Annotated in this window: 15 protein-coding genes; 7 read left to right on the top strand and 8 right to left on the bottom strand. The window is 65.7% G+C overall.

Annotated features, from left to right (window positions below; all coding sequences use genetic code 11):
- Positions 1-35 precede the first annotated feature (35 nt).
- The 3 genes from BG83_RS0117870 (at position 36) to BG83_RS0117860 (ending at position 4,282) form a co-directional block, all read left to right on the top strand.
- Positions 36-1,784, top strand: coding sequence for a tannase/feruloyl esterase family alpha/beta hydrolase (locus BG83_RS0117870; protein WP_024977967.1), 1,749 nt, complete (start codon positions 36-38; stop codon positions 1,782-1,784).
- 29 nt (positions 1,785-1,813) lie between these two features.
- Positions 1,814-3,034, top strand: coding sequence for a 3-(3-hydroxy-phenyl)propionate transporter MhpT (mhpT, locus tag BG83_RS0117865; RefSeq protein ID WP_024977966.1), 1,221 nt, complete (start codon positions 1,814-1,816; stop codon positions 3,032-3,034).
- A 111-nt stretch (positions 3,035-3,145) separates the two neighbouring features.
- Positions 3,146-4,282: a porin gene (locus tag BG83_RS0117860; protein ID WP_024977965.1), complete on the top strand. Its 1,137-nt coding sequence runs from the start codon at positions 3,146-3,148 to the stop codon at positions 4,280-4,282.
- Between the two features lie 32 nt (positions 4,283-4,314).
- Here BG83_RS0117860 and BG83_RS0117855 read toward each other — a convergent pair whose 3' ends face one another.
- Complete coding sequence (locus BG83_RS0117855; RefSeq protein WP_024977964.1) at positions 4,315-5,175, bottom strand: SDR family oxidoreductase; 861 nt, start codon at positions 5,173-5,175, stop codon at positions 4,315-4,317.
- A gap of 157 nt (positions 5,176-5,332) precedes the next feature.
- On the opposite strand from BG83_RS0117855, the gene BG83_RS0117850 reads away from it, so the two are divergent.
- From BG83_RS0117850 to BG83_RS0117835, 4 genes are all read left to right on the top strand, one after another.
- The gene (locus BG83_RS0117850) at positions 5,333-5,824 is read left to right on the top strand and encodes a DUF421 domain-containing protein (protein ID WP_024977963.1); all 492 of its coding nucleotides are present in this window, start codon (positions 5,333-5,335) and stop codon (positions 5,822-5,824) included.
- A gap of 29 nt (positions 5,825-5,853) precedes the next feature.
- Positions 5,854-6,120, top strand: coding sequence for a hypothetical protein (locus BG83_RS0117845; protein ID WP_024977962.1), 267 nt, complete (start codon positions 5,854-5,856; stop codon positions 6,118-6,120).
- A gap of 7 nt (positions 6,121-6,127) precedes the next feature.
- The gene (locus tag BG83_RS0117840) at positions 6,128-7,399 is read left to right on the top strand and encodes an Nramp family divalent metal transporter (protein ID WP_024977961.1); all 1,272 of its coding nucleotides are present in this window, start codon (positions 6,128-6,130) and stop codon (positions 7,397-7,399) included.
- Between the two features lie 390 nt (positions 7,400-7,789).
- Positions 7,790-9,025 (top strand): cystathionine gamma-synthase family protein, encoded by a 1,236-nt coding sequence (locus BG83_RS0117835; protein ID WP_024977960.1) that lies wholly within the window; start codon positions 7,790-7,792, stop codon positions 9,023-9,025.
- A 74-nt stretch (positions 9,026-9,099) separates the two neighbouring features.
- Here BG83_RS0117835 and BG83_RS0117830 read toward each other — a convergent pair whose 3' ends face one another.
- The 7 genes from BG83_RS0117830 to BG83_RS0117800 form a co-directional block, all read right to left on the bottom strand.
- Positions 9,100-10,203, bottom strand: a complete 1,104-nt coding sequence (locus tag BG83_RS0117830) for a porin (RefSeq protein WP_024977959.1) — start codon at positions 10,201-10,203, stop codon at positions 9,100-9,102.
- 46 nt (positions 10,204-10,249) lie between these two features.
- Entirely contained in the window at positions 10,250-10,891 is a 642-nt protein-coding gene (maiA, locus tag BG83_RS0117825) for a maleylacetoacetate isomerase (RefSeq protein ID WP_024977958.1), read from the bottom strand.
- Between the two features lie 11 nt (positions 10,892-10,902).
- Positions 10,903-11,601, bottom strand: coding sequence for a fumarylacetoacetate hydrolase family protein (locus BG83_RS0117820; protein WP_024977957.1), 699 nt, complete (start codon positions 11,599-11,601; stop codon positions 10,903-10,905).
- A 101-nt stretch (positions 11,602-11,702) separates the two neighbouring features.
- Positions 11,703-12,749 (bottom strand): gentisate 1,2-dioxygenase, encoded by a 1,047-nt coding sequence (gene gtdA, locus BG83_RS0117815; protein WP_024977956.1) that lies wholly within the window; start codon positions 12,747-12,749, stop codon positions 11,703-11,705.
- A gap of 10 nt (positions 12,750-12,759) precedes the next feature.
- Positions 12,760-13,083: a non-heme iron oxygenase ferredoxin subunit gene (locus BG83_RS0117810; protein WP_024977955.1), complete on the bottom strand. Its 324-nt coding sequence runs from the start codon at positions 13,081-13,083 to the stop codon at positions 12,760-12,762.
- Positions 13,084-13,092: 9 nt separating this feature from the next.
- A complete protein-coding gene (locus BG83_RS0117805; RefSeq protein WP_024977954.1) occupies positions 13,093-13,584 on the bottom strand; it encodes an aromatic-ring-hydroxylating dioxygenase subunit beta in 492 nt (163 codons plus the stop codon).
- A gap of 1 nt (position 13,585) precedes the next feature.
- Positions 13,586-14,842 (bottom strand): aromatic ring-hydroxylating dioxygenase subunit alpha, encoded by a 1,257-nt coding sequence (locus BG83_RS0117800; protein ID WP_024977953.1) that lies wholly within the window; start codon positions 14,840-14,842, stop codon positions 13,586-13,588.
- Positions 14,843-14,876: the final 34 nt, after the last annotated feature.

The raw sequence follows: 14,876 nt of genomic DNA, 5'->3' as shown, positions 1-14,876 counted from the left end.
GGCAAAGACTGGTTCATCCACCCAGGAGGAGACTCATGAAGACCGTCATGTCACGGGGCATGGCGCTGACCGCGCTCGCCCTCGCGCTGAGCTGCGCCGGCTGCAACGACGACAGCACAGGCGACGCATCAACGTCGCAAGCATCGCAACTGCCACAACTCACGCCTGCCACCGGCTTGACGCTCGCCACCACGTGCGAGAGCTTTGCCGGCAAGCTGAGCTTTGCCAACACCAGCATCACCGCCGTCTCTACCGTGGCGGCAGGCACGTTGACCGTTGGCGGCAACGCCGTGCCCGAGCATTGCCTGATCACCGGAACCATGAACACGCGCGTGAGCCCGGTAGACGGCAAGACCTACGCCATCGGTTTTGAAATGCGCCTGCCCAAGGCGTGGAATGGTCGCTTCTTCTATCAGGCCAACGGCGGGCTGGATGGCTCGGTGGCCACCGCGCTGGGCGCGTTGGGTGGCGGGCCCGTGAGCAGTGCGCTGGGCTCGGGGTTTGCCGTGATCAGTTCGGATGCTGGGCATAACGGCAGCCAGGTGCCGCTGTTCGGGCGTGACCCGCAGGCGCGCCTCGACTACGGCTACAACGCCGTCGCCACGCTCACGCCAATGGCCAAGTCGATGATCGCGCAGGTGTACGGCAAGGCGCCGGACCGCAGCTACTTTGGCGGGTGCTCCAACGGCGGGCGCCATGCGATGGTGGCCGCTGCGCGCTCGGCCAATGCGTATGACGGCATCGTTGCCGGCGACCCGGGCTTCCATCTGCCCAAGGCGGCCATCAACGAGGTGTACAGCGCGCAGCAGCTGGCGACGGTGGCCACGGCCAACACCAGTGCCGGCTTTCCAGACATCACCACGTCCCTGAGCGCAACGGAGCGCGCCATGGTGGCCAGCCACGTGCTCGCCAAGTGCGATGCGCTGGATGGCACGACCGACGGCATGATCAACAACCTCAAGGCGTGCCAGACGGCCTTCAGCCTCGCTAACGATGTGCCGACCTGCACCGGCGCACGCGACGGCACTTGCCTGACCGCCGCGCAGAAGACCGTGATGGCCAATCTGTTTGCCGGCGCGCACAACAGCGCAGGGCAGGCGTTGTATTCGGGCTTTTCGTTTGATGCCGGTATCAGCGGCAGCAACTGGGCTGCCTGGAAGCAGGGCAACTCCATTCAGCTCGACCCCGCAGCACTGGCGTTCGTGTTTACGACCACGCCGCAGCCCGCATCCGCCATTACGTCACTCACCGCGTATGGCCTGGCGTTCAACATGGACACCGACGCGCCGAAGATCTTCGCCACCGACGCCACGTACACCGAATCCGCCTGGTCGTTCATGACGCCGCCCGACGAGACCAACCTCGGCACGCTCAAGGGGCGCGGCGCCAAGCTGATGGTCTATCACGGCACGAGCGACCCGGTGTTCTCGTCCGACGACACGACCGACTGGTACCAGCGCCTGGCTGCTGCCAACGGCGGCGATGCCAGCAACTTCGCGCGCTTCTATCCGGTGCCAGGCATGAACCACTGCGCGGGCGGCCCGACCGCCGACCAGTTCGACATGCTTACGCCGCTGGTGGCCTGGGTGGAACACGGCGTGGCGCCCGACAGTGTGGTCGCCACCGCACGCGGCCCTGCCAACGCCGTGCCCAATGCCGAAGTGCCCAGCGATTGGAATTCCGCCGGCCACGACCGCACGCGCCCGCTGTGCGCGTACCCGAAGAACGCCCTCTATACGGGCACCGGTAACGTCAACGACGCGTCGAGCTTCAGTTGCCAATGACGGCCGCCCAACATCCGGAAGGAGACGCCATGCAAACCACCACCACGACATTGACCCGGGAGAACGTTGGCCCCGGTGTCGCCATGACCCTCGGGCTGTGCTTCATCGTTGCACTGCTTGAAGGGCTCGATCTGCAATCCATCGGCGTGGCCGCGCCGCGCATGGCGCGCGAGTTCGGCCTATCGGTCGGGCAGATGGGCCTGGCCTTCAGCGCCGGCACGTTCGGCCTGTTGCCGGGCGCCATGCTGGGCGGCCGCCTGGCCGATCGCATCGGCCGCAAGCGCGTGCTGATCCTGGCCACGGCGCTGTTTGGCATTTTTTCAATCGCCACGGCGCACGTGTGGGATTTCAACAGCCTGCTGATGATCCGCGTGGCCACCGGCATCGGCCTGGGTGCTGCCATGCCCAACCTGATCGCGTTGTGTGCCGAAGCGGTACCCACACGCCTGCGCAACACCGCCGTGAGCGTCATGTATTGCGGCATCCCGTTTGGCGGCGCCATCGCCGCGGTGGTCGGCATGTTGAGCGCGGGCGATTCCGGCTGGCGTCACATCTTCTACGTGGGCGGCTTCGGCCCGCTGGTCGTGGTGCCGCTGCTGCTGACGCTGCAGGAATCGCGCCGGTTCGACAGCGCGCAGCGTGGCGCCATCCAGCCACCGCCCGTGTCATGGGCACTGTTTGGCGAGCGCCGCACGGCCGCCACGCTGTTCCTGTGGGTCAGCTACTTCTTCACGCTGATCGTGCTGTATTTCCTGCTCAATTGGCTGCCTTCGCTGATGGCCGCGCAGGGGCTGAGCCGGCCGCAGGTGGGCATGGTGCAGATCCTGTTCAACATTGGTGGCGGCGCCGGTGCGCTGGGTATCGGCATGCTGATGGACGCGGCGCGCCCGCGCTGGGTGGTGTCGGGCATGTATGTCGGCATCATCGCGGCGCTGTCGTTGCTGGCCGCTGCGGGCGGTATGGCATCGATGTCGGCCGGGGCGTTCATGGCCGGGCTGTTTGTGATTGGTGCGCAGTCGGTGCTATACGCGCTGGCGGCGGCCTATTACCCGACTGTCGTGCGCGGTACCGGCGTGGGTGCCGCAGTGGCTGTGGGCCGGCTGGGCTCGATCGCGGGGCCGCTGCTGGCGGGGCAGTTGCTGGCGATGGGGCAGCACGCCACCACCATCATCGGCGCAAGCATCCCCGTCACCGTTGTTGCGGCGCTTGCGGCGTTGCTGCTGCTCAAGCGGCCACGCGTGCAGGACTGACACAGCGCTTCTTCAGCGCCGTCCGCCCGGATGGCGCCTTCCACGTATTCCAAACTGCCGGCCCGCCACACATGGGGGGCGGGACCGGCTCGACCCTAGGAGGGGCCCCACATGCAAACCACCACCTTGCGCACGCACTGTCTCGCGCTGGCAGCGGCCACCTGCGCACTCGCCAGCGGCGTGGCCAACGCCCAGAGCGTCACGCTTTACGGCCTGATCGACACCGGCATCGAATACGTGAGCCATGCCAACGCCAACGGCAATGGTCTAACACGCATCCCCTCGGTGACGGGTACGTTGCCCTCGCGCTGGGGCCTGCGCGGCGCTGAAGACCTGGGCAGCGGCATGAAGGCCGTGTTCACGCTGGAAAGCGGTTTCAACACAGACACCGGCACCTCCGGTCAGGGCGGTCGTCTCTTCGGCCGGCAGGCGTGGGTCGGGCTCGCAAGCGATTACGGCACCGTCACGCTGGGCCGGCAGTACAGCATGGTGTTTCTCTCGCTGGCCGATGCTGACATTCTCGGCCCCAGCCAGTACGCCATCGGTTCACTGGACGCCTACATCCCTAACGCCCGCACGGACAACACAATCGCCTACAAGGGCACCTTCAGCGGCCTGACGGTGGGCGCCACGTATTCGTTCGGCCACGATGCGGCGGGCGGTGTGCCCGCGTCCGGCACCTGTGCGGGAGAGGTCGCGGGTAATGCATCGGCGTGCCGCACCATGTCGGCAATGGTGAAGTACGACGCCGCCACCTTTGGTGTGGCCGGCGCCTACGAAGAGCAGCGCGGCGGCACCGGGGCTACTGCATCGTTCTTCAACGGCAGCGCGCCCATCGCGTTCACCGATGCGGGCGACAAGGACCGCCGCATCGTCGCCAACGGTTATGTGAAGCTCGGCAACGCCAAGCTTGGCGTCGGCTGGATCGGCCGCCACCTGCAAGCCGTTGCTGGGGATGTCCGCTCCAACCTGTACTTCGTCAACGGCAGCTATCCGCTCACGGGTGCGCTCACGCTCGATGCCGGCCTGCTCCGTATCGTCAATGCCGACCAGAGCCGCAGCGCAACGATGGCCGTGCTGCGCGGCGTCTATGCACTGTCCAAGCGCACGGCGCTGTATGCGCAGACTGGCTATCTCTGGAACAGCGCCAACGCGCAGTATTCCGTCAGCGCCGGAGGTGGCGGCACCACGCCCGCCAAGGGCGTGAACCAGCTCGGTGCGATGGTGGGGATGCGGACGGCGTTTTGATGATGTGGAAGGGGGGGAGCATCGCCACCCCGTCACCCATTGACGATCTCCCCCCCATTCGGATGCAGCGTCTGCCCCGTCATGTAACTCGCATCGGCAGACGCAAGAAATATGTAGCAGGGGGCCACTTCATCCGGCTGGCCGGCCCGGCCCAATGGCTCCTTGCTGCCAAACTTGGCGACGTGCTCAGCATCGAAGGTGGACGGGATCAACGGCGTCCAGATCGGCCCCGGCGCCACGGCGTTCACCAGGATGCCCTTGTCCGCCAACTGCTGCGCCAGTGAGCGGGTGAACGCCACGATCGCGCCTTTGGTGGCGGCGTAGTCCACCAGGTGCCCGCTGCCGCGAAACGCCGTGACCGACGTGGTCGCGATGATGCGCGCGCCTTCATGCAAGTGCGGTAGCGCCGCGCGTATCAAATAGAACATCGCAAAGACATTGGTGCGGAACGTGCGCTCCAGCTGCGCCGCATCAATGTCGGCCAGGCTTTGCTGTGGATGCTGCTCTGCCGCATTGCTGACCACGAGATCGATCTTGCCGAACATGGCCACCGCCTGCGTAACCACTGCGCGGGCATGCGCTTCGTCGCCCAGGTCGCCGGCAATGGCTTCGCAGCGGCGGCCCGTGGCGCGTACGAGGCGGCAGGTCTGGTTGGCGTCGTCGTGTTCATCCAGGTAGGCGATCAGCACGTCCGCGCCTTCCTTGGCGAAGCCGATGGAGACGGCGCGTCCGATGCCGCTGTCGCCGCCGGTGACGATGGCGACCTTGTCTGTCAGCTTGCCGCTGCCGACGTAATTCTCCATCTCCGCGCGCGGGCGTGGCGTCATGTTGCCCTCGGTGCCGGGCTGACGGTCCTGGTGCTGTGGCGGTTGCTGCTGTGGCTGGTCGGGCATGGCGGGCTCGCTATGAAAGTGTGGATACACTGGCTTTCAGCACGCGGCATGCCATTGCGCCCGAACGCGGCGTGAGATGCACTCTCGGGCGCATGCCGTGCGGCACGCCGCTTGCTCTGCTGGTGGAACAGACTCCACATCGACCACGGGAGGCGCCATGGACACGCTGCTGTTCCTGTTTGGCGAAGGCAAGGATCTCAACCCGCTGCAAACCGCATTGCGCGCGGTGGTCGTGTTCGCCATCGGGCTGGCGCTGGTGCGCCTGTCGGGCCGGCGCTCGTTCGGCCAGCGGGCGCCGTTCGACTTCGTTGTCGCCGTGTTGCTGGGCGCGACGCTGAGCCGAGCGATTGTCGGGGCCTCGCCGTTTGTGGCCACGGTGTCGGCGTCGCTCGCGCTGGTGGCCGTGCATCGCCTGCTGGGGTGGGCATGCGTGCGGCTGCCGAAGCTGGACCGGCTCATCGCGGGGCGCGAACGCGAGGTCTATCGCGAAGGGCGCTTCGATCAAGGGCAGATGGATGCGGCGCTCATCACCATGGGCGACTTGCAAGAGAGCGTGCGCCAGACCTTAGGCTCGCGCACGCTCGACGATGTGGAGGCCGCCATCCTGGAGCGCAACGGACAGGTCAGCCTGATCCGCAAGCGTCGCTGATTTTGCACACACGCACATCGGAGCCAGCCATGCGAAACAAGCAACAGAAGGAAAACCGAGACGCCGAACAACGCAAGGCTGATTGGGAACAGGCCGAATCGCACCGCAAGCCGGGCGACCGGCCGGCCAATGCGGAAGTGGGCCGCACCGGCAGCACGGCACCCAAGCAGCAGAGCCCGCACGACACGCGGCGCCGCATGCGCCAGGGCGAGGTGCCGCCTGGCATCACCCGCGACAAGCTGCACGACCCCGGCGACCAGACCCCCGGCGCTTCACCCACAGATAACCGCAGCTGAGCGCAACGTGCCTGCCGCAGACGACGCCCCGTGGTACCGCCGGCTGGGGCCCGGCCTGATCACCGGCGCCGCAGATGACGATCCGAGCGGGATCGCCACCTATGCGCAAGCCGGCGCGCAGATGGGTACCGGCATGCTGTGGACGCTGTTGCTGACGCTGCCCCTGATGATTTCCATCCAGCTCGTCAGCGCCCGCTTGGGGCGCGTGTCCGGGCAGGGCGTGGTCGCCAACATCCGACGGCATCAGTCGCCATGGCTTGCCTATGCATTTGTGGCGCTGGTGACGCTTGCCAACATCATCAACGTGGGTGCCGACATTGCGGCCATGGGCGACAGCGTGCGCCTGCTTCTGGGGGGGGCGACAGCGTGGTATGCATGCCTGTTTGCCGTCTTCACGCTCGTGCTGCAAGTGTGGATGCCGTACCGCCGCTATGCGCGCTATCTGCAGTGGACGGCGCTGTCGCTGCTGGCATATGTGGCGACGGCATTTGTCGTGAAGGTGGACTGGGTGCACGCGCTGCACGACACCGTGGTGCCCCGGCTGCATTGGTCGAAAGACTATGCAATGACGCTGGTGGCGGTGTTTGGCACCACCATCAGCCCCTATCTGTTTGTCTGGCAGGCTGCGGGCGAGGTCGAGGAAACACGGCTGGCCGAAGACGAAGCGCCGCTCAAGAAAGCGCCGTGGCAGGCGAAGGATCAGCTCGCACGCATCCGCATCGACACCACGGTCGGGATGGTGGTGTCGGCGCTGATCGCCTTCTGCATCATGTTGACGGCCGCTTACGCACTGCACACGCACGGCCTCACGCAAATCGAGACCTGCGCACAGGCCGCTGAAGCGCTCAAGCCCGTGGCTGGGCGCTTTGCGCAGACATTGTTTGCCGTGGGCGTGATCGGCACGGGGCTGCTGGCGGTGCCGGTGCTGGCGGGCTCCGCCGCCTATGCCGCTGCCGAGGCCTTCCAGTGGCACAGCAGCCTGGAGGCGAAGGTGCACCGCGCGCCCAAGTTCTACCTGTTCCTGGCGCTCGTGATGGCGGTGGCCACGGTGATGGTGTTTCTGCCTATCGAACCGTTCAAGTTGCTGTACTGGGCGGCTGTGCTCAATGGTGTGGCGGCCACGCCTGTCATGGTGATGCTGCAGTTGATGTCGCGCCGCAAGGCTGTGATGGGGCCGTTCCGCAGCTCCCGCCTGCTGCATGGCACGGCGTGGCTGGCGACGCTGAGCATGTGCGCCAGTACGCTCCTGTTCTTCGTGCTGGCTGTGCGCGGTTCGTAAAACGGCAGGCACTGGGGTTGCGTGTCTTGGGCGAAACCGCGCAACCGGCGCGGTGCCCTGTTGACCAACTAGGGGTCAATCATGAAAGCTGTCGTATTCCACGGCATTGGCGACATTCCTCTGGAAGACGTGCCCGTAGTGCCGCGCTCCACATCGCAGACCAGCCCGCCCGTCTGCCGGCTTGCATGAAGGCGCGGCCCGAACTGGGACGGTGCAGAAGACGGACTCGTCACCAGGCGTGGAATCCGCTCAGTCCTGCAACGCGAGGCGCGACGCAAGCCACGTTCCACGCCCGCACGGGTTCCGCTGCCCAGGTGGTCCCGGAATCGCGCGATAATGCAGGACTTTCCTGCTGTTTCCTGTCCTACCCCGCCTTTCTGCCGCCCCGCCATGACCGGACTGACCACCGCCCTCCTGCACGCCGACCGTGAAGCCGGCGTCGAGCACTACGCCGTCCACAAGCCCCTGCACACGTCAACCACGTACGGCTATGCCGATACACGCGAGCTGATCGACGTGTTCCAGGGCAAGCCCGGCTACACCTACGCGCGCCAGGGCAACCCGACCACCGCCGCACTGGAAGCCAAGATCACGATGATGGAAGCCGGCGTGGCCACTGCGTGCTTTGCCACCGGCATGGCGGCCATCATGGCGGTGTTTTCGACCATGCTGCGCGCGGGCGACCACGTGGTCTCCAGCGCCTTCCTGTTCGGCAACACCAACAGCGTGTTCGAGACGCTGCGCAACCTGGGCGTGGAGGTGACGTTCGTCGATGCCACGTCTGCCCAGGCCGTGGCCGACGCTGTGCAGCCGAATACGCGCCTCGTCTTCGTGGAAACCATTGCCAACCCGCGCACCCAGGTGGCGGATCTGAAGGGCATTGGCGACGTGTGCAAGGCACGCGGCCTGATCTACGTGGTCGACGGCACGATGACCTCGCCGTGGCTGTTCCGCGCGCGCGACGCGCAGGCGAGCCTGGTGGTGCATTCGCTGTCCAAGTACATCGGCGGGCACGGCAACGCGCTGGGCGGTGCGGTGGTCGATACCGGCCTGTTCGACTGGACGGCGTATCCGAACATCTACCCGGCGTACCGCAAGGCCAAGCCGGAAATGCAGGGCATCCAGCAGATTCGCAAGAAGGGCCTGCGTGACCAGGGCGCGACGTTGATTGCCGATGCCGCGCACCGCATTGCCGTGGGGGCCGAAACAATGGCGCTGCGCATTGACCGCACCTGCAGCAACGCCCTGGCGCTGGCCCGCACGCTGGCCGCGCACCCGAAGGTGGCACGCGTGTACTACCCCGGCCTGCCGGAACACCCCGAACACGCACGCGCCACCGAGCTGTTCCGCCACTACGGCGGCCTGCTGAGCTTCGAACTGGTGGACGGCGCAGACTACGTCGACATGCTCGACCACCTGCGCTACGCCGTGCGCGCCACGCACCTGGGCGACACACGCACGCTGGTGATTCCGGTCGCGCCGACCATCTACTGGGAAATGGGCGCGGAGCGCCGCGCATCCATGGGCATTGCCGATTCGCTGGTCCGCGTGTCGGTCGGCATTGAAGATGAGGCCGATCTGTTGGCGGATTTCACGCAGGCGCTGGATGCTACGGCCGTCGGCTGAGCTGGCACCGTTCTGGCTTTGAAATTTGAAGGCCCGCTCACTCGCACAGAGTGGCGGGCCTTTTTCATGGCCGGTCAGAACACGTGCCGGATGCCGACCATCGTGCCGAGCTGGTTTCCGCCGGCGGCGGGTGCGGCGCCCGTGGCGGCACTGTCTACAGACAGCGCCAGGCTGCCGCGGTTGTCGATATAGCCGACCGTGGCATACACCGACGAGCGCTTGCTGAACGCGTAGCTGGCGCGCACCGCCCCCAGCCATGCCTTGTTGGCGCTGTTGTGGAACCGCAGGTGGAAGACCTCGCCCGTGAGCGTGAGTGCCGGTGTCAGGTCGTACGCGGCGCCCGCATAGAAGAGGTCGCTGCGCGGCGTGGCCGATGCGCCATTGCGGCGGCCGATCCAGCCCAGGCCGATCTTCGCGCGGTCGAACAGCGCATAGCCGCCCAACGCCATGCGCTCATCCTTGAGTGAGCTTGACGTCAACCCGGCAAACGCGCCGGGCCCGCCGCGCTGGGAATCGTACGCGGCGGAAACGCCCCACTTGCCGGTCTCGTACATCAGCAGCGCAGACCACTCGTGACAGGCTCGCGTGTCGGCAGGGTTTTCGCCTGCGCAGTTGGTGCCGGACGGGCTGGGCCCGGCGTTGACGGCATCGCGGCCAAAGCTGTAGGTCGCACCGACCGTGAGCCCGCCGAACTTGCCCTTGTAGGCAATGGCGTTGTCGGCGCGGGCGTTGGGCAGGTAGGTGTCGAGCGAGCTGGAACCGTACGCGTTGGGGCCGAGCAGGTCGGTATCGAGCGTGGCCCAGAACAGCATCGTGTACTGACGGCCGAGGCTGATCTGCCCCCAGTTGTTGGACAGGCCCACCCACGCCTGCCGACCGAACAGGCGGCCGCCCTGGTTGCTCGTGCCGCTGTCGGGCGCGAAGCCCGATTCCAAGGTGAACAGCGCCTTGGCGCCGCCGCCCAGGTCTTCGGTGCCGCGCAGGCCCCAGCGCGAGGGTACGGTGCCGCTCAGGTTGGGCATGCGCACGACGCTATTGCCGGCCGAGCCGATGCGGTTGACGTATTCGACGCCCGTATCGATGACGCCGTACAGCGTCACGGACTGGGCTGCTGATTGTGCGGCGGCAAGCGCGGGCGCTGCCAGCAGCAAGGGAAACGCCAGGTGGCGCAGGTTCATGAGGTCTCCTCCGTTGTGATTGTTTTTCAGCGATGCGTGACGTGCATCAGGCGGCGAAATCTGGTTGTTGTGCCGGCGCGGCAGCCTTGAAGGCCGGATGCGCACTGGCGTGTTGGTAGATCGTCATCGCGTGCTCGTACCGCTCCAGCGAACACCCCATGCGCAGCGCGTTGGCAACCTGCGGCACCAGCGCCACGTCGGCCAGCGTCGGCGCATCGCCAAAGCACCATGGGCCGGTGCCGTACCGCGCGAGCAGGCGCTCGACGGTCGCCATGCCTTCGTCGATCCAGTGGCGATACCACGCGTCTTTCTGCTCGGGCGTGACCTTCAGCACGTCTTGCAGATAGCGCAGCACGCGCAGGTTGTTGATCGGGTGGATGTCGCAAGCGATGGCGTTGGCCAGTTCCAGCACGCGCGCCCGCTGCAACGGTTCGAGCGGAATGAGCCGTGGCTCGGGGTGGCGCGCATCGAGGTAATCGATGATCGCGAGCGACTGGCTCAATTGCATCTCGCCGTCGATGAGCGCCGGTACGCCCGCCGACGGGTTGATGTGCTCCACATAGCCTGCCGCGCGATGCTCGCCGGTGCGGATGTTCACCGGCAGCGTCTCGTAAGGCAGCCCTTTGAGCGCCAGCGCAATGCGCACCCGATACGACGTCGAGCTATTGAAGAAGCTGTAGAGCTGCATGGCGCGCCTGCTCAGACGATGCAGGCTTTCAGCTCGCCCAGGCCATCCACGCCCATGACGATGCGGTCGCCGGGCTTCACGGCCCCGACACCTTCCGGCGTGCCGGTAAAGATCACGTCACCCGGCTCCAGGCGGAAGAACTGCGACAGGTACGCCACCGTTTCCGCCACAGACCAGATCAGGTGCGATACATCGCTGCGCTGTTTGGTCTCGCCATTGACGGTCAGCCAGATGCCGGCTTGCTGCGGGTGGCCGATCTTGCTGACCGGATGGATGGGGCCCATCGGTGCGGACACATCGAATGCCTTGCCGATTTCCCACGGGCGGCCCATCTCACGCATCTTCATCTGCAGGTCGCGGCGGGTCATGTCGAGCCCGACGGCGTAGCCCCACACATGGTCGAGCGCGGTGTCCACGGAGATGTCGGCGCCGGGTTTGCCGATCACGGCCACCAGCTCGGCTTCATAGTGGTAGTTCTGCGTTTGCGAGGGATACGGCAGTTCAAGCGTTTGACCATCCGCCACCGGCACGATGGCGTCGGTGGGCTTGCAGAAGAAGAACGGCGGTTCGCGGTCAGGGTCGTAGCCCATCTCGCGGGCGTGGGCGGCGTAGTTGCGGCCGACGCAATAGACGCGGCGGACGGCAAATTGGTCGCGGCTGCCTGCAACGGGCGCGGCGGTGAGGGCAGGGGGCGTGAAGACGTAGGTCATGGTGGGCTCAGTGTGGTCGGTCAAAGCGCAGGGGTCAGGCGTGAATCGGCCCGGCGGCGGTGCCGTCTGGCACGCCGCAAGAGCAATGGAGTGGGTTCTTGTCAGGTACGCGCTTCGCGCAGCAGATTCAGTGCAGACAGCACGGGCCGGTCGGAATAGCTGAACAGCACCGCGTCCTCCGATGCGTTGAGCTGCACCGGCGCCCACGACGGCGCGACAAACACGTCGCGCGGCTCGAACTCGAATTGCTCGTCGCCAATGCGTGCCGTGCCGCGGCCTTCCACCACGCTGTAGACGGTGGCGTCGGTGCTGCGGTAGGTCTTGCCCGCAAAGCCCTTGGGCAGGAACTGCATGAAGGTGGCGATGGTCGGCATCGGCCAGCCGCCGGTGGTGGGATTCACGTAGCGCAGCTTCACGCCGTCCCAGGGGTCCAGTTCGCCGTGGCGGTAGAGCGTGTCGAGCGCTTCGAGCGAGCGCGCATACGGGTAGCTGAAGATCGGCGACGTGGGGTCGGTCACGCGATGGCGCACCGGCACCATGTTGTGGCCGAAGCGCGCGTAGCTGTCACCTTCCGGGCGCATCACGGGTTGCTGGGCTTCGGGGTAGTTCTCGGCAAAGCCGCAGTCGAACTGCTGCACCAGTGGAATGTCGAGGCCGTCCAGCCAGACGACGGGTTCGCCACCATCCTCAAGCGTCGGGCAGCCGTGGTCGTGCCACGTCCACGAAGGCGTGATGATGAAATCGCCGGGGTGCATCGTGGTGCGTTCGCCGTTGACGGCCGTCCACGCGCCACGGCCTTCGACAATGAAGCGCAGCGCCGATTGCGTATGCCGGTGGCTCGGCGCGATCTCACCCGGCAGGATCAATTGCAGCCCCGCGTACAGCGTGGACGTCACGCTGGCCTTGCCCGGCAGCCCCGGGTTCTCCAGGATCAGAACGCGGCGCACGGCCTCTTCGGCGCTGATGACGGCGCCGGCCTGCATGACCAGCGGGCGCACCTCGTTGTACTTCCAGATGGCGGGCACGATGCGCGGCTTGGGCTCGCGCGGCACCAGCGAATGCAGCGATTCCCACAGCGGCGCCAGTTGCTTGCCATCGAGTTGCGCGTAGTACGCGCCGCGCTCGGTCTGCAGCGTGGTTGATGTCATGGCCATCCCCTTACAGCTCGACAAAGACGTGGCCGTCTTCGATCTTGATCGGGAACGTGCGCACGTCGGTCGTGAGCGGTTCGCACATCGCCTTGCCCGAGCGCACGTCGAACTTGCCCTGGTGCAGCGGGCATTCGATCTCGTAGCCGTCGAGAAAACCGTCGCACAGGCGCGCGTGGCCGTGCGTGCAGACGTTGTCGGTGGCGAAGACTTCACCGGCAACGCGGTACACCGCGATCTCCGCGTCGCCGGCACTGACGGCAATCACGTCGTCGTCCGGCAGGTCGTCAACGCTGATGAGCTTGAGCCAGGTGGTGGTTGATGTATTGCTCATGGGCAGACCTCAGATCGGATAGATGATCGAGTTCGGGATCATTTCGCTGTCGAACACGCAGGTGCGCGACTTCAGCTTCAATCCCGCTTCGGTGCGGACGATGATGTCGATGTAGCGGCCGACGTTGAACACCGTCGACAACGCATCGGGCTTGGTGCGGAACACGGCGTAGTTGGCCTGCGCTTCAATGCGGTCGCCTTCCACATGCGTGACCTCGGGCAGGCCAACCACATGGCGCTGGTAGTACGGGTCGTGGAAGATCGTCTCTGTGATGCCGTAGATGCGGTCCTTCAACATGCCCTTGCTTTCGAACGACAGCGTGGCGAGCGGAAAGCCGCGTTCGTAGTTTTCGCGCGGCTGGACCTTGTAAGTGCAGTCGTCGACGAAGAGGTCGGTCCATTGATCCCACGCCGCGTTGTCCACGGCGGCGGCGTAACGGGTATAGAGGGCCAGCAGTTGCTGGTAGGTCGAGAAATCGAGCGTGTCAGTCACGTCAGCCATGTCAGATCTCCATCACCTTGCGCCAGTATTCGTACATGCCGCGGATAAGCGTTTCCGTGACCATGTGGTCGGTGTCGCCCACTTCGCGGCCGCCGAGTTCGGCCACGGTGCGGTGGCCCGGCTTCTGCTCAAAGCCTTCCTGCGAGAACTCGATGACCTCGCCGTCATCTGCCGAGACAAAGCCGGCGGGCCCGAACAGGTTGGCCTGGCGCAGGCGGCGCTGCGTCATCTCTTCGGTGTCGTCTTCAAAGCCGAAGTGGGTCCAGACGAAATCGAATGAGCCGTGGCCGTTGGGCTGGATGTGTCGTGTCGACACGGAATTGACCTGCTGCTGGATGATCACGCTCGGGAAGACGGTCATCATCACGGCCGTCGGGCCGCCCCACCAGGGTTCCTGCGCAACATCGAGAAAGCGGTCGTCGTGCAGCGTCATCTTCTCTTTGAAGCTGGTGACGCCGCTGGTGACGGCGCCTTTCCCGCCGGTGCCGCGCGTGGAAATCATCGCGGCGTGGCGATGCAGCGCATCCATCTTCAGCTCGGATTTGTTGTCCGCCCGCCAGAGCCCGAACGTGACGAACCACGTGTGCAGAAGCCCCGGGTGATACGGGTCTTTGATGTTCTCCTGCATCAGCTTCCAGTTGCCCGGAATGCGCTGCTTGTTGTAGCCAAGGATCTTCAGCTTGCGACCGTCGAACACGCGGTCGAAATAGCCAAGGATGGTCGGCCCGAGAAAGTCTTCCAAAGACGGCAGGTCGTGGTCGAACGAGGCAAAGATGACCCCGTTGCGCACGGCCACGTTGAGTTGCGTGAGGCCGTGTTCCTTCGGATCGAAATCGGCAGGCATGCCGCCCTGCACCTTGCCTTCGGACTTCACGCCCCGCCGAAAGGGCACGCCGATCAGGTTGCCTTTCAGGTCGTAGTTCCACTGGTGGTAGGGGCAGGTGAAGTCTTTGCGGTTGCCGGATCTCTCGCGGCAGAAGCGCACGCCGCGGTGCGCGCAGACGTTCTCCACCACGGCAATCGAGCTGTCCTGCGTGCGTGTGACGATCACCGAACGTTCGCCCACCACCGTGCGCTTGAAATCGCCCGCGTTGGGTATCTCCGCTTCCAGGCCGACGTAGCACCAGTGCCCGTTGTAGAACAGGCGTTCCAGCTCGCGCTGGTGGATCTCGTCGTCGGTGTAGGCGCGGAATGGAATCCGGCTGGAGCCATCGTCTTTCCAGGCGGGTCTGGAAAACGTGAGGGTCGACTCTTTCATGGGTGTCTCCGAGGCTTGTAATGGGCGTGCGGCT

This window comes from Ralstonia pickettii (assembly GCF_000607165.1).
Taxonomy (GTDB): domain Bacteria; phylum Pseudomonadota; class Gammaproteobacteria; order Burkholderiales; family Burkholderiaceae; genus Ralstonia; species Ralstonia holmesii.
Note: the sequence above shows the minus strand (reverse complement) of the source record. Positions and strands in the feature narration are given on the sequence as shown.

What these genes read in the sequence shown, in the direction of transcription:
- mhpT (WP_024977966.1), top strand. Translation starts at nt 1,814, where the DNA reads ATGCAAACCACCACCACGACATTGACCCGGGAGAACGTTGGCCCCGGT.
- BG83_RS0117860 (WP_024977965.1), top strand. Translation starts at nt 3,146, where the DNA reads ATGCAAACCACCACCTTGCGCACGCACTGTCTCGCGCTGGCAGCGGCC.
- BG83_RS0117830 (WP_024977959.1), bottom strand. Translation starts at nt 10,203, where the DNA reads ATGAACCTGCGCCACCTGGCGTTTCCCTTGCTGCTGGCAGCGCCCGCG.
- BG83_RS0117835 (WP_024977960.1), top strand. Translation starts at nt 7,790, where the DNA reads ATGACCGGACTGACCACCGCCCTCCTGCACGCCGACCGTGAAGCCGGC.
- BG83_RS0117820 (WP_024977957.1), bottom strand. Translation starts at nt 11,601, where the DNA reads ATGACCTACGTCTTCACGCCCCCTGCCCTCACCGCCGCGCCCGTTGCA.
- BG83_RS0117855 (WP_024977964.1), bottom strand. Translation starts at nt 5,175, where the DNA reads ATGCCCGACCAGCCACAGCAGCAACCGCCACAGCACCAGGACCGTCAG.
- BG83_RS0117810 (WP_024977955.1), bottom strand. Translation starts at nt 13,083, where the DNA reads ATGAGCAATACATCAACCACCACCTGGCTCAAGCTCATCAGCGTTGAC.
- BG83_RS0117845 (WP_024977962.1), top strand. Translation starts at nt 5,854, where the DNA reads ATGCGAAACAAGCAACAGAAGGAAAACCGAGACGCCGAACAACGCAAG.
- gtdA (WP_024977956.1), bottom strand. Translation starts at nt 12,749, where the DNA reads ATGACATCAACCACGCTGCAGACCGAGCGCGGCGCGTACTACGCGCAA.
- BG83_RS0117805 (WP_024977954.1), bottom strand. Translation starts at nt 13,584, where the DNA reads ATGGCTGACGTGACTGACACGCTCGATTTCTCGACCTACCAGCAACTG.
- BG83_RS0117870 (WP_024977967.1), top strand. Translation starts at nt 36, where the DNA reads ATGAAGACCGTCATGTCACGGGGCATGGCGCTGACCGCGCTCGCCCTC.
- BG83_RS0117800 (WP_024977953.1), bottom strand. Translation starts at nt 14,842, where the DNA reads ATGAAAGAGTCGACCCTCACGTTTTCCAGACCCGCCTGGAAAGACGAT.
- maiA (WP_024977958.1), bottom strand. Translation starts at nt 10,891, where the DNA reads ATGCAGCTCTACAGCTTCTTCAATAGCTCGACGTCGTATCGGGTGCGC.
- BG83_RS0117850 (WP_024977963.1), top strand. Translation starts at nt 5,333, where the DNA reads ATGGACACGCTGCTGTTCCTGTTTGGCGAAGGCAAGGATCTCAACCCG.